Source organism: Nocardia vaccinii NBRC 15922, assembly GCF_001613305.1.
Taxonomy (GTDB): domain Bacteria; phylum Actinomycetota; class Actinomycetes; order Mycobacteriales; family Mycobacteriaceae; genus Nocardia; species Nocardia vaccinii.
Genome location: NZ_BDCC01000053.1, coordinates 131223 through 145435, shown reverse-complemented (window position 1 = coordinate 145435; position 14213 = coordinate 131223). Strand labels below are relative to the sequence as shown.

Annotated in this window: 10 protein-coding genes; 9 read left to right on the top strand and 1 reads right to left on the bottom strand. The window is 67.2% G+C overall.

Going from position 1 to position 14213, the window contains the following annotated elements:
* Positions 1 to 1211: 1211 nt before the first annotated feature.
* The 6 genes from NV1_RS29475 to der are packed head-to-tail and all read left to right on the top strand — an operon-like array spanning position 1212 to position 7621.
* Positions 1212 to 2183 carry a ParA family protein gene (locus NV1_RS29475; protein WP_169813438.1) on the top strand — a complete coding sequence of 324 codons (972 nt, stop codon included), beginning with the start codon at positions 1212 to 1214 and terminating at the stop codon, positions 2181 to 2183.
* Positions 2180 to 3136, top strand: a complete 957-nt coding sequence (locus NV1_RS29470; RefSeq protein WP_373864669.1) for a segregation and condensation protein A — start codon at positions 2180 to 2182, stop codon at positions 3134 to 3136. The genes NV1_RS29475 and NV1_RS29470 overlap by 4 nt, the downstream gene beginning before the upstream one ends.
* The gene (scpB, locus tag NV1_RS29465; RefSeq protein WP_084525897.1) at positions 3133 to 3846 is read left to right on the top strand and encodes an SMC-Scp complex subunit ScpB; all 714 of its coding nucleotides are present in this window, start codon (positions 3133 to 3135) and stop codon (positions 3844 to 3846) included. Before NV1_RS29470 ends, scpB begins: the two co-directional genes overlap by 4 nt.
* Before the next feature lie 9 nt (positions 3847 to 3855).
* Entirely contained in the window at positions 3856 to 5451 is a 1596-nt protein-coding gene (locus NV1_RS46625) for a pseudouridine synthase (RefSeq protein ID WP_084525896.1), read from the top strand.
* Between the two features lie 11 nt (positions 5452 to 5462).
* The gene (gene cmk / locus NV1_RS29455) at positions 5463 to 6185 is read left to right on the top strand and encodes a (d)CMP kinase (RefSeq protein ID WP_373864668.1); all 723 of its coding nucleotides are present in this window, start codon (positions 5463 to 5465) and stop codon (positions 6183 to 6185) included.
* On the top strand, positions 6182 to 7621 hold the full coding sequence (der, locus tag NV1_RS29450) for a ribosome biogenesis GTPase Der (protein ID WP_067898527.1): 1440 nt from the start codon (positions 6182 to 6184) through the stop codon (positions 7619 to 7621). The genes cmk and der overlap by 4 nt, the downstream gene beginning before the upstream one ends.
* A 524-nt stretch (positions 7622 to 8145) precedes the next feature.
* On the opposite strand, the gene NV1_RS29445 is transcribed toward der, so the two are convergent.
* On the bottom strand, positions 8146 to 8427 hold the full coding sequence (locus NV1_RS29445; RefSeq protein ID WP_067898524.1) for a YggT family protein: 282 nt from the start codon (positions 8425 to 8427) through the stop codon (positions 8146 to 8148).
* A 351-nt stretch (positions 8428 to 8778) separates the two neighbouring features.
* On the opposite strand from NV1_RS29445, the gene NV1_RS29440 reads away from it, so the two are divergent.
* From NV1_RS29440 to NV1_RS29430, 3 genes are all read left to right on the top strand, one after another.
* Positions 8779 to 10281, top strand: coding sequence for a carboxylesterase/lipase family protein (locus NV1_RS29440; protein ID WP_067898521.1), 1503 nt, complete (start codon positions 8779 to 8781; stop codon positions 10279 to 10281).
* 113 nt (positions 10282 to 10394) lie between these two features.
* Positions 10395 to 10793, top strand: coding sequence for a protease inhibitor I42 family protein (locus tag NV1_RS29435; RefSeq protein ID WP_067898518.1), 399 nt, complete (start codon positions 10395 to 10397; stop codon positions 10791 to 10793).
* 233 nt (positions 10794 to 11026) lie between these two features.
* On the top strand, positions 11027 to 14197 hold the full coding sequence (locus tag NV1_RS29430; protein ID WP_067898515.1) for an acetyl-CoA carboxylase family protein: 3171 nt from the start codon (positions 11027 to 11029) through the stop codon (positions 14195 to 14197).
* Positions 14198 to 14213 lie beyond the last annotated feature (16 nt).

The window sequence follows — 14213 nt, the reverse complement described above, 5'->3', positions numbered from 1 at the left end:
GGTTCGGATACCGCGTGGCCCGACCGGTCACACGAATGGACCGGAAGCGGGCAGTTCAGCTCCACGGCAACCCTGATCGCTGGCTCCGGCATCAACGTTTCATGCCTCGGCATGGCGGTGCGTTCCACCGCGCAGCGCACGAAGGTATGAACGCGAAGGCATGAAGATGTTCGCCGCAGCTGAATTGCCCACAGGCGAAGTCAGCGAGTACACCTACCCCAAGATCACGCCCAGGCAAATCCAGGACGAACTGCTGGTGTCCGGCCCGGGTTGACTTTTCGGATAGGCCGATCATCGACGTGGGTTCCGAAAGTTTTGATGCGGTTTCCCAGGGTCGGCGTGTTCGGGTCTATCTTTCGGATTTGGTGGTGCAGGTGGCGGCATGTGCAGGAGCGCGCGGGTCGGTCGATGGTTCCGGGCTTCTTTCCGATGGTTGGGCTGGAGGGGTTTGCTTTCGGAATCGGCCTGGTGGGCAGCCGAATTCGCTCTTGAACGCGTGGGCGAACGCGAATTCGGATGCATAGCTGGCCTGTCGGGCAATGACCGGGATCGGGGTGTCGGTGTCGCGTAGTTGCCGGATTGTCATGTATTCAGCGGACTCTGATTTTCCGTCGGCGGCGAGGGCTGGGCGTGAAGTAGGGGCGTTCGCTGACCGACCAGGGCCGCGGCTGGTCGTGCTGGCGTGATTCGATCCGTGTCGGCCAAGGGGCAGGCTCGACGGCAGTGTCGAGGTAGGTCGGTTGGCGCGGGTCCGGTTCGGATGTAGTCGAAGGATCGCACGACGCGCCCGTTCGCGTCGCTGGTCCGTTCGGCGCCCCGATCGACCCGCTCTGCGCCCCGCCCGCACGTCACCCGAATTCTTGACAAATAAATGCCAAATCCCCCCAGGTCACGGCATGGAATCGGCTCATGACCTGCGGTAACTTCTTTTGCATGCACATAGGTAACTCACCGGGGACGCCCGAAAGGTGATCGGTCGTAACCGCCGGCCCGAAGCTCCGAGTCCGCGAGGACCTGACGACACGCTGAAGATTCGGAGAGGCGGGGGGAGCGAGGCGGGGGAGACACGCTGAACTCCCGGAGAGGCGGAAGGGCGGTCTTGTGCTACGAAGCGGTAGCGTCTATGGCAGTGCTTAACGCGGCACCCCCTGATGAAGATCGGCCCCGCAGCGCTGGGCGGGGCAATGCAGGACTTGTAAGGAGCAGCGGATATGACGACAGCCGGTGCGGACGAACCGCATAGGAGAGCTGCGACAGACCCGCTTTCATCCAACCGATCAGGATCGCGGATAGAGCATGCGGCCCGAACATTATGGGAGGCGAAAGATATCGTGGCGGACGGCACGGAAGTGGGACCGACCGGACGCCCGTTGCGCGACATTCCGGAACCGCCGCCGGTGTCCCGCCACGGAGACGCGCTCGTTATCGCGATGTGCAACCAGAAGGGTGGCGTCGGCAAGACCACCTCGACCATCAATCTCGGTGCCGCGCTGGCCGAGTACGGTCGCAAGGTACTGCTGGTGGATCTGGATCCGCAGGGGGCGTTGTCCGCGGGACTCGGCGTCGCGCACCACGATCTGGATCTGACCGTGCACAATCTGCTCGTCGGCGGCCGGGCCGGGGTCGACGATGTCCTGATGTCCACCAAGGTCGACGGGATGGACCTGCTGCCCAGCAACATCGATCTGTCCGCCGCCGAGATCCAGCTGGTCAACGAGGTCGGCCGGGAGCAGACCCTCGGTCGTGCACTGGCGCCGTTGAGCGATCGGTACGACTACGTCCTCATCGATTGCCAGCCGTCGCTGGGTCTGCTCACCGTCAACGCGCTGGCCTGCGCCGATGGTGTGGTCATTCCGATGGAGTGCGAATACTTCTCGCTGCGTGGACTGGCGCTGCTCACCGACACCGTGGACAAGGTGCGGGACCGGCTGAACCAGCGATTGAGCCTGTACGGCATCGTAGTCACCATGTTCGATGCGCGGTTGCTGCATTCGCGGCAGGTGATGGCCCGGGTGGTGGAGGTCTTCGGAGATCTGGTGTACGACACGGTGATCAATCGGACCGTGCGGTTCCCGGACGCGAGTGTGGCCGGTGAGCCGATCACCACATGGGCGCCGAAATCCGGTGGCGCGGAGGCGTATCGGGCGATGGCACGGGAAGTCATCCACCGGTCGGGCCGGTGACCGCGGAACTGCCCACTGTTACGGATCCACCCGCTCTCCCCGACGCGGCCACCCCGAACTCCGAAGACGCCGGGGCCACCGACAATCCGGACAGAACGAACGTATTCCACCTGCGCCTGACCAATTTCGAAGGTCCCTTCGATCTGCTTCTGCAGCTGATCAGCCAGCGGCGGCTCGATGTCACCGAGGTCGCGCTGCACAAGGTGACCGACGAATTCATCGCGTACACCAAGGCGTTGACCTCCACGCTGAATGACCGGGGCGGTGGTGCGGGGGTATGCATAGACACTGACCGCACCTTGCGCGCGGACAAGATTCTCGATCTGACCACCGAATTCCTCGTCGTGGCCGCCACTCTGCTGGATCTGAAGGCCGCGCGTCTGCTGCCCTCGGGTGAGGTCACCGACACCGACGATCTGGAACTGCTCGAGGCGCGCGATCTGTTGTTCGCGCGCCTGCTGCAGTATCGGGCGTTCAAGCAGGTCGCCGAGTTGCTGGGGGAGTTGGAGGCTGCCGCGCTGCGGCGTTATCCGCGGGCGGTGTCGCTGGAGGATCGCTACCTGCAACTTCTGCCGGAGGTTACGCTGGGGGTCGACGCCGCCGGCTTCGCCGATATCGCCGCGGCGGCGTTCCGGCCACGTCCGGTGCCGAGGGTGGGTCTGGACCATCTGCATGCCCACGCGATCTCGGTTGCCGAGCAGGCCGCGATGGTGCTGGAGATGTTGCGAGCACGCGGAGCGGGCAATTGGACGACGTTCCACGAGATCTGTGCCGACTGCGAGGTACCGGTGCAGATCGTCGCGAGATTCCTGGCGCTGTTGGAGCTGTACCGGGGCAAGACGATCGAGTTCGACCAGCCCGATCCGCTGGGGCCCCTGGCGGTCAGCTGGATCGGTGATACGGACGGTGCGCAGACGGCACAGACGGTGACTATCGAAGAGGATTACGGGTGACGGTGACAGCGGGTACCGAGGCGGCCGACGGCGCCGTCGATCGTGCGACCGACGGCGAAGCGGCCGAGGAGCAGTTCGGCGCGCAGTCGCTCGGCGAGGACGAATTCCGCTCGGCGCTCGAGGCGATGCTGCTGGTCGTCGACGCACCGGCATCGGTCGAACTGCTCGCCTCGGCCCTCGGCGACAGTGAGAAACGCGTCACGCGGATACTGCGGGAGATGTCGGCTGAACTGACCGCCAAGGGCAGCGGTATGGATCTGCGATATGCGGGTGACGGCTGGCGTTACTACACCCGGACCGAATACGCGCCGTATGTCGAACGCATGTTGCTGGACGGTGCGCGGTCCAAGCTGACGCGGGCCGCTTTGGAAACTCTGGCCGTTATCGCCTATCGTCAACCGGTTACGCGAGCACGGGTCAGCGCCGTGCGTGGGGTGAATGTCGACGGTGTGATTCGCACCCTGGTCGCCCGCGGGCTCATCGCCGAGTCCGGGGCCGATCCCGACACCAACGGCACCCTGTACGTCACGACCGAGCTGTTTCTGGAACGGATCGGGCTCGCGTCGCTGGCGGATCTCCCGCCGTTGGCGCCCCTGCTGCCGGGCGTCGACCTGATCGATGAGATCAACGAGAGTCTGGATACCGATCCCCGGTACACCAGGCTGAAGAAACCCGCCGAGTCGGATATCGACCTCGGCGCCGAGGATTGACAGGACACAGTGCACACACCCGCTCGCCGAGATGGCACACCGGATCGTAATCGCAACAGGCACGGCCGCGCAGAACGCGCAGCCGACCGTGGGGGATATTCCAAGGGGGATCGTTCGGACCGCGGCGGATACTCGTCCGAACGAGGAACCGGCCGTGGGGGCTATTCGCAGGATCGCGGCACCGGCCGCGGCGGCTACTCGCAGGATCGCGGTGCGGGCCGCGGCGGCTATTCGGACGACCGTGGGTCCGGTCGCGGCGGCTATTCGGACGACCGTGGGTCCGGTCGCGGCGGCTATTCGGCAGAGCGTTCCGGGCGGGGCAGTTCCTCGCAGGAGCGGGGGAGTCGCGGGAATTATTCGCAGGATCGCGGCACCGGACGGGGTGGCTATTCGGACGATCGCGGTGCCGGTCGCGGCGGCTATTCGCAGGACCGTGGCGCCGGTCGCGGCGGCTATTCGCAGGACCGTGGCGGCTATTCGGATCGTGGCGCCGGGCGGGGTGGTTATTCGGACGAGCGTGGAACCGGTCGTGGTTATTCGCCGGACCGTGGTGGTCGTACCGGTAATTCCCAGGATCGGGGCGCCGGTCGCGGTGGCTCCGGGAGTGGCCGCGGCTCGACGCCGGATCGCACCGGCGGCGGCTACTCCCAGGATCGCGGACGCGGCAGCTCCGCGCAGGGCCGTCCGGCCGCGGGCCGGGGTGGTTCGCAGGGCGAGCGCGGGGGATTCGCGGGGCGCGGGCCCACCCCCAACCGCAAGCCGAAGCCCACACCGCAGCGCAAGCAACCGACCGTGCTCAGCTTCGCCAAACCCGCGCGGCACCAGAACGTCGAGGGGGAAGAGCAGCAGGGCCCGAAGCGGCTGCCGTGGGGTGAGGGGGAGCGGCTGCAGAAGGTGCTCGCCAGGGCGGGCGTCGCCTCTCGCCGGGTCGCGGAGGAACTGATCGAGCAGGGCCGCATCGAGGTCGACGGCGTGATCGTGCGCGAACAGGGTTTGCGCATCGATCCCGACACCGCCGTGGTCCGGGTCGACGGCGTGCGGATCGTGGTGCGCGACGAACAGGTCTATCTGGCGCTGAACAAGCCCAAAGGCTTCCAATCGACCATGTCCGACGAATTCAACCGGCCGTGCGTCGGCGATATCGTCGCCGAACGGGTCATGGCCGGACAACGGCTGTTCCACGTCGGGCGGCTCGACGCCGACACCGAGGGTCTGCTGCTGCTCACCAACGACGGCGACCTGGCCCACCGCTTGATGCATCCCTCCTTCGAGGTGTCCAAGACGTATCTGGCGACCGTGGACGGTGAGGTGCAGCGCGAGGTCGCCAAGCGGCTGCGCAAGGGAGTCGAACTCGACGACGGCCCGGCCTCGGTCGACGACTTCCAGGTGCTCGAGGTCGGCGAAGGCCGATCGTTGGTGAAAGTTGTTCTGCACGAGGGTCGTAAGCACATCGTGCGACGGCTGCTGGCCGCGGTCGGGCACCCGGTGACCGCGCTGGTGCGTACACGGATCGGCCCGGTCGCGCTCGGCGACCAACGTCCCGGCACGCTGCGGGTGCTCGGACGCGACGAAATCGGCAAGCTCTACGAGGCGGTGGACCTGTGAACGGTGTGAAGATGTCGATCGAGATTCCGGAACGCATGTCGGGTTCGGGTTCGCTGGTCATCGCGATGGACGGCCCCTCCGGGACCGGCAAATCCAGTGTGTCCAGGCTGCTGGCCACCCGGCTGGGCGCTCGGTATCTCGACACCGGCGCGATGTACCGGGTCGCGACGCTGCACGCCCTGCGCAGCGAGGTCGATCTGGCCGATCCCGCGGCGATCGCGGTGGCGGTGAAGGATCTGCCGCTGCGGATCGGCACCGATCCGAGCCGTGAGGTCATCGAACTCGACGGTGTGGACGTGTCGGGCGAGATTCGCGGCGACGCGGTCACCAAGGCGGTCTCCGCGGTGTCGGCGGTGAGCGAGGTGCGCGAGCAGCTGGTCGCGCTACAACGTGAGATCGCCGCCGGTGCAGGACGAATCGTGGTCGAGGGTCGCGATATCGGCACCGTCGTGCTGCCCGGCGCGGATGCCAAGATCTATCTGACGGCTTCGGCCCCGGCCCGCGCGTACCGGCGCAATCAGCAGAACATCGACGAGGGTCGCGGCGACGACTACGAGGCCGTACTGGCCGATGTGCAACGCCGGGACACCCTGGACTCCACCCGCGCGGTGTCCCCGCTGCGCCCGGCCTCGGACGCGATCATCGTGGACACCAGCGAGCTGACCCGCGAGCAGGTCATCGACGAGTTGTTCCAGGTTGTGGCGCAACACCTTTCCTCGGGAGGAGGGCGATGACCTTTCCGGACTCCGGTGCCGTCGGCTATGTCGCCGACGGGGTATGGAACGACGAAAACGATTGGGAGATCGCCGATCTCGAGGGCGACGTCGAGGGGCACGAGTACGTGCCGATGCCGACCGTGGCCGTCGTCGGCCGCCCGAACGTCGGCAAATCAACTCTGGTGAACCGCATTCTGGGGCGTCGCGAGGCCGTCGTGGAGGACGTTCCGGGCGTCACCCGCGACCGCGTCTCCTATGAGGCGTCGTGGGCCGGGCGGCGATTCCTGGTGCAGGACACCGGCGGCTGGGAGCCCGATGCCAAGGGACTGCAGCAGTCGGTCGCACGTCAGGCCGAACTGGCCATGCGGACCGCCGATGCGATCCTGCTGGTGGTCGACGTGACCACCGGCGCGACCGCTACCGACGAGGCGGCGGTGCGGGTGCTGCGCCGGTCGAAGACGCCCGTTGTGCTGGTCGTGAACAAGGTCGACGGGGAGAAACTCGAGGCGGAGGCGGCTTCGCTGTGGTCGCTCGGACTCGGTGAGCCGCATATGGTCAGCGCCGCGCACGGCCGCGGGACCGGTGATCTGCTGGACGTGGTGCTCGAGGTGTTGCCCGAGACGCCGCGCGAGGACGTCGCCGCGCCCGGTTCCGGTCCACGACGGGTCGCACTGGTCGGCAAACCGAACGTGGGCAAGTCCAGTCTGCTGAACAAGCTGGCCGGTGACGAGCGTTCGGTGGTACACGATGTGGCGGGCACGACCGTGGATCCGGTCGATTCGCTGGTCGAGTTGGGCGGTAAGCCTTGGCGTTTCGTCGATACCGCGGGTTTGCGCCGCAAGGTGGCCAATGCCAGCGGCACCGAGTTCTACGCCGCGCTGCGCACGAAGTCGGCGATCGAGGCCGCCGAGGTCGCGGTCATGCTGATCGACGCCTCGCAGCCGATCACCGAACAGGATCTGCGGGTGATCAGCATGGTCGCCGATGCCGGGCGGGCACTGGTGCTTGCCTACAACAAGTGGGATCTGGTCGACGAGGATCGCCGCGAACAGCTCGAGCGTGAGATCGACCGGGATATGGTGCAGGTGCCGTGGGCGCAGCGGGTCAACATCTCCGCGCATACCGGCCGCGCGGTGCAGAAACTCGTTCCCGCCATGGAAACCGCCCTGGAGTCGTGGGACAAGCGCATCCCGACCGGTCGCCTGAACACCTGGCTCAAGGAGGTCGTCGCGGCCACCCCGCCGCCGATGCGCGGCGGCCGACTGCCGCGCGTGCTGTTCGTCACCCAGGCGACCACGCGACCGCCGACGTTCGTGCTGTTCACCACCGGATTCCTGGAGGCCGGGTACCGCCGGTTCCTGGAGCGCCGGCTTCGTGAGGAATTCGGTTTCGACGGCTCGCCCGTGCGGATCTCGGTCCGCGTCCGCGAGAAGCGGGACCGCAAGAAGAAGTAGATCCATCTCCGATGGGCCGGGAATCTGGTCCACCGGAGCGTCTCACATCCGCGCCCCTTGGATAGATCCGCGCACGTTCCGTGGATCGGCAAGGGGTGCGGATTCATATTCGAGGTGCGGTGCTGCCGGAGAGTGTGGGGCTCTGCAACAACGTCGCTTTGGAACATGTTCATACTTAATTATGCGCATTGATACATGAAACTCACACGATTGCATCGCGCGATCCGGACATGCTGCCGGTGAAAGCGCCCGGACGAGGCTGGGGATGGCCGGTTTCCCGGACAGGGCGGGTAGCGGCGGGGTACCTTCAAACCGCTTGTTGCACAGTCGAATAAGGGATTCATATGTGGAGTATTGCGGTCCTTGCCGTGCTCAGCGCGGTGGCCATCGGTTTCGCGTTCGTGAAGTCGTTCCCGGAGAAGTGAATACGCCGGGGGAACGCCGGGCCGGTCCCGGGTGCAGGGGCTACTCGACTGGGTGGCAGGAATTCTCGCGACACCACCGCTGACCGGACAAGACCGCGGTCAGAGGCTGAAGGCGATCGAGCGCAGGAGGATCGCCGCGATGAACACCAGCGTGAACGCCAAGTCGATAGACATACCGCCGGCCCGGATCGGCGGCAGTACGCGCCGCACCGGCGCGATGATCGGCTCGGTGCAGGAATGGGCGATCCGCCGTCCCTTCATCAGCCATTCCGCACTGGGTGAGGTGCTGAGCATCTGGATCCAGTCCAGCACCATGCGCGCGAGCAGCACGAGGATGAACAGCGTCAGCACGTACCCGATGAGGGCTCCGATGAGGGCCATGACGAACTCCTTCGTGGTCGCGGGCCTGCTTACCGGGTCAACGCCCGGCATCGGCCGAAAGTGTCCGCTTTGCGCTGTTCTCAGATGACTATCAGACTCGCACGTTCCTGTGATCGTGTCGAGGATGCCTGTTCGGCATAGCCCGAGACCAGCGGGCCGCTGCCACGAGCCGGGTGGCATTCAGGGACCGAGCAGCAACTCGAGCAGACGCTGACTCTCGTACAGGAGCATGAACAAGCTGTAGTAAATCGGGACCACCCGAGCATTGTGCCCGTTGACGCTGCACATCGTGCAGCGAACCCGGGATCGGACTCCGGCGAGGCAGAATGCAGACGACTGAGGAGGTTCGCTGTGGAAACCATCGTGTCCGTGACGGGCGGCAAGGTTCGCGGGGTCACCCGGGACGGGATCGCCACCTTTCTGGGGATTCCTTACGCGGCGGCGCCGGTCGGGCCCGCGCGATTCGAACTGCCTGCCCGGGCGCCGGACTGGGACGGCGTGCGAGATGCGCTCGAATACGGCGCGACGTGTGCGCAATCGCCGTATCCCGCGCCCATTCACGCGCTGCTGGGCAGTGACGGCATTCCCGGCGACGAGTACCTGAATGTGAACGTCTGGACTCCCGATGCGGGCGGGTCCGGGCTGCCGGTGCTGGTGTGGATCCACGGTGGCGCATTCGTGCGCGGGTCCAATGCGCGCGCGATCTACGACGGCGGATCCTTCGCGCGTGACGGTGTGGTGACGGTATCGATCAACTATCGCCTGGGTGTCTCCGGGTTCGCCGCGATACCGGACGCACCGCTGAATCGCGGTCTGCACGATCAGGTGTTCGCGCTGCGGTGGGTGCAGGAGAACATCGCGGCATTCGGCGGAGATCCCGGCAATGTCACCGTTTTCGGGGAATCCGCGGGCGGGATGAGTATCGCCGCGCTGATCGCCTCGCCGCTGACCGACGGGTTGTTCCGTCGCGCGATCATCCAGAGCGGCAACGGGATCGGGATCGCACGCGCCGAGGACGCGCGGCGGGTGGCCGCGGTGCTGGCGGACAAGGCCGGTATCGCACCGAGCGCGGCGGCGTTCGGTGAGCTGGGGCCGGATCGGTTGCGGGCCGCACAGGACGCGATGGCGCTGGAGCTGATGCAGGATCCGGATCCGGCGCGCTGGGGGGAGACCGTGATCAGCCGCGGATTGGGCGTGATGAGCCTGTTCCCGGTGATCGATGGCGAGTTGATCGAGGATCTGTCCAGCACCGCCCTTGCCGCGCAACCGGATCGGGCCGTGCCACTGCTGATCGGATGCACCGCGGAGGAGTTCCGCTTCTTCACCGTGCCCGCCGGGCTGGCCGCGGCCATCACCGACCGGACGCTGCCGATGGTGCTGCACCGTTACGGTCTGGACACCGCGCTGGCTCAGATCTACGCGGACAATCGGCCCGATGCCTCGGCCGCGGACGTATTCAACGCGATCGTCACCGATGTGGCATTCCGGGAGGATTCGGTGCGTATCGCCGAAGCCGTTGCGGCGGCCGGTGAACCGGCGTACATGTACGAATTCGGTTGGCGTTCGGGCACCGAGGGCCTGGGCGCCTGCCATGTGCTCGAGGTGCCGTTCGTCTTCGACCGCCTGGACGCCGCGCCGAGTTTGACCGGTCCGAATCCGCCGCAGGCGCTGGCCGATCGGGTGCATCGGGCGTGGGTGGATTTCGCCACGCACGGCGATCCCGGCTGGGCACGGTTCAGTGCCGGTCATCGCGCGGTGCGGATCTTCGACGACCCCGATCCGGCGGTGCGGTTGGATCCGCGCGCCGATGAACTGGCGGCGGTACGGGCCTGGCGTGAGGCTCAACCGAGCTGACGGAACCGGCTGCCGGGGAACGCATTTCGCGCACAAATGAGGTTCGGCCGAGATCGCCGGTAAGGTGGGCGCCTCGACAGTGTGAAAGGAATGCGGTGCGTACACCTTTACGGATGGTTGTCCTCGGTCTGGCCCTCGCGGCCGGAGGTGCGAATGCGGTGGCGGTGGCGGTTGCCATCCCCACCGCCTCGCCGGTGGACGAGCCGGTCATCGTCGGAACCGACGGGGACGGGCAGAGCCGGACCCTGTCCGTCGGACAGGAGTTGGCGGTGGCATTGCCGGACAATCCGTCCTCGGGCTATGTCTGGCAGCTGAGCCCGATCGATCAGGGCGTGCTGCACCAGGAGGGCACGCCACAGTTCCGTTCGAACAACCCCATTCCGGGCGCGGCGGGTACCAGTGTGTGGACCTTCACCGCCGCGGGACGCGGCCACACCACCCTGCGTCTGATCTCGGTGCGGGCGGGATCGGCTCCCGCGCAGACGTTCACCGAGAACATCACGGTCGGCTAGTCTTCCGTTGCTGAATTCCATTGTGTGATAATGGGATTCGATGACAACGAGACAGGCCGAATGTCATCGGACCGTGCCGGGTGTCGATGGGTGAACACCCGGCACGGTTGCGGGGGGGGGGGCGAGTGTCGAGGCGCGATCAGTGCGCCCAGGTGGTCGGCGGGGGCCGCGCCGCATCCCGAGGAAGATCACCCCGGGCCGCGAGCCGGGCGCGGGGATGCGAGGCTGAGGGCATGCGTGTTGCGGTGGCCAACAGGGGCGAGGTCGCGGTCCGGATCGTGCGGACCGCCCGGGAGTGCGGATATTCGACGCTGGTGATGCACACCGCCGAGGAATCCGCCGGACTGCCCGCGCGCCTGGCCGACGAGGCGGTCGCACTGCCCGGTGGCGGGGCCGCGGCGTATCTGGACATCGCCGCGGTGGTATCCGCGGCGGGCCGCGGCGGAGCGCTGGTTCATCCCGGATACGGATTCCTCAGTGAGAGTGCTGATTTCGCGGCCGCATGCGCGGCGGCCGGACTCGTCTTCGTAGGCCCTTCGCCGGAGGTGTTGCGGATCTTCGGGGACAAGGTCGCGGCTCGGGCGGCGGCAGAGGCGACCGGAACGGCGGTGCTGCCCGCCACCTCGGCCGATGCCGGGCTCGACGGAATCGCCGCTCTGCTGGCCGAGCATCCGGGTGGGGTGATGCTCAAGGCGGCCGCGGGTGGCGGCGGGCGCGGGATGCGTTCGGTGCGTGAGCCCGGCGAGCTGGCCGAGGCATATGAACGGTGTCGTGCCGAGGCGCTGGCCGGATTCGGTGACGACACCGTCTACGCCGAAGCCCTGATGACCGGTGCACGGCATGTCGAGGTGCAGATCGTGGCCGACGGGCGGCACGCGGTCGCTCTCGGTGACCGGGACTGCAGTGTGCAGCGCCGTCGTCAGAAGCTGCTCGAAGTGGCACCCGCGCCGAATCTGCCTGCGGCACTGCGGGAACGACTGCATCGCGATGCGGCCGCGATCGCGGAGTCGGTGCGATGCCGCGGGGTGATCACGGTCGAATTCCTGGTTCGCGGCACACAGGCGTGGTTCCTCGAGGTGAATCCGCGTCTGCAGGTGGAACATACGGTCACCGAGGAGGTGAGCGGGGTCGATCTGGTCGCGACCGGGTTCCGGCTCGCGCTCGGGCAGCAGCTGGCCGATCTGGACCTGCCCGAGGCCGCGCCGCGCGGATTCGCGGTGCAGGCCCGGGTGAATGCCGAGATCGTCGGTGCGAGTGGCGATCTGCTGCCCGGTACCGGAACTCTGACCCAGTTCGGCGCACCCACCGGTGCGGGAGTGCGGGTGGACACCGCAGCGTATCCGGGGATGCGGCAGAGTGCGCTGTTCGATTCGCTACTTGCCAAGATCATCACCCGGGGGACATCGTATTCCGCTGCGCTGCAACGGTGTTCGGATGCACTGGCCGAGACGGTCATCGCCGGCGTGGACACCAACGTCGCGGTGTTGCGTGCCGCACTGGACGAGTTGCCCCGCGACGAGTCGGTGGATACCGCCTGGTTCGAGCGCAATCTCGGCCGATTGCTCTCCCGCGCAGCCGATTACGCGCCGCAACCGGAGGTGCGTGCGGCTGTGACGAGCGTGGTGGAGGTCGTGCTCGAGGAGGACGAGCAGGCGCTGCGCAGCCCGATGGGAGCGACCGTGGTGAGCCTGGCCGCGCCCGGTTCGGTCCTGCCCGCCGGTGCGGAAGTAGTCGTGCTGGAGGCGATGAAGATGCAGCACGTGGTTCGCGCGGACGCCCCTTTGCGGGTGCTGCGGCAGCTGGTCGCGCCCGGTGACGTCGTCGATCCGCACGCGATGCTGTTGAGCTGGACCGAGGCCGACCACGACGGCGAGGATGTCGCAGCCGCGGTGGTGGACCTGAACGCCGAGCGGGCCGACCTCGCCGAGGTGCGGGCCCGGCACGAGAACACTCGCGACGCGGTGCGGTCCGCGGCCGTTGCCAAACGGCACAAGCTCGGCCGGCGCACGGCCCGGGAGAACATCGCCGATCTGGTCGATGCGGACAGCTTCGTGGAATACGGCGCGCTCACCGTCGCCGCGCAGCGGGCCCGGCGCAGTGCCGAGGACCTCATCGCCAACACTCCGGCCGACGGCCTCGTCGCCGGGGTCGCCACTGTCGACGCGGGCCGATTCGGGGTGGATCGGGCGCGGGTGGTGGTGATGTCGTACGACTACACGGTGCTGGCGGGCACCCAGGGCGTGCGCAATCACGCCAAGACCGACCGCATGCTGCATCTCGCGCACGAGCAGCGGCTACCGGTGGTGTTTTTCACCGAGGGTGGCGGCGGGCGGCCCGGCGACACCGACCACGGCGGCATCTCGATGCTGGACGTCACCACCTTCCGCGTGATGGGTGAGCTGTCCGGAAAGGTTCCGCTGATCGGCATCGTGTCCGGTCGCTGTTTCGCCGGGAACGCCGCGCTGCTGGGGATGTGCGATGTCGTGATCGCCACACCCGACGCCAACATCGGCATGGGCGGTCCTGCCATGATCGAGGGCGGCGGGCTCGGGGTCCACGCGCCGGAGGACATCGGGCCGATCGCGGTGCAGCGTCGCAACGGGGTCGTCCATCTGGCCGCCGCCGACGAGGCCGAAGCGGTTGATCTGGCTCGCCGGTATCTGGCGTACTTCCAGGGGGCCGTGGCCGGCTGGGAGGCGCCCGATCCGCGGTCGGCGCGGCATGTGGTGCCGGAGAACCGGTTGCGCGCCTTCGAAATTCGCTCCGTGATCGAGGCCGTCGCGGATTGCGGATCGGTGCTCGAATTGCGCCGCGACTGGGGCGTCGGAGTGGTCACCGCACTGGCTCGTTTCGAGGGACGCCCGTTCGGCCTGATCGCCAACGACTGCCACCATCTCGGCGGCGCGATCGATGCACCGGCCGCCGATAAGCTCGGCGCCTTCCTGCGGCTGTGCCAGGCCCACGGACTGCCGATCGTATCCTTCTGCGACACACCGGGGTTCATGGTCGGACCGGAGGCGGAGAAGGACGCCACCGTCACCCGGTTCAGCCGGCTGTTCATCGATGCGGCCGCACTCACCGTCCCCTTCGGCACCGTCATCGTCCGCAAGGGTTACGGCCTGGGCGCACAAGCCATGGCCGCGGGCTCCTTTCGGGCTCCCCGCTTCGTGATCGCCTGGCCCACCGGGGAAATCGGAGGTATGGGACTGGAAGGCGCGGTCCGCCTGGGCTTCGCCAAGGAACTGGCCGCCATCGAAGATCCCGCGGCCCGGCAATCCGCCTTCGACCACCTCGTAGCCGCCGCCTACGAAAGCGGCAGAGCTCTGACCGCGGCCACCGTCGGCGAGCTGGACGACGTCATCGACCCGGCCGATACTCGTCGCTGGATTGCCACCCTACGCTGAGGAGACCGCTGTCAGG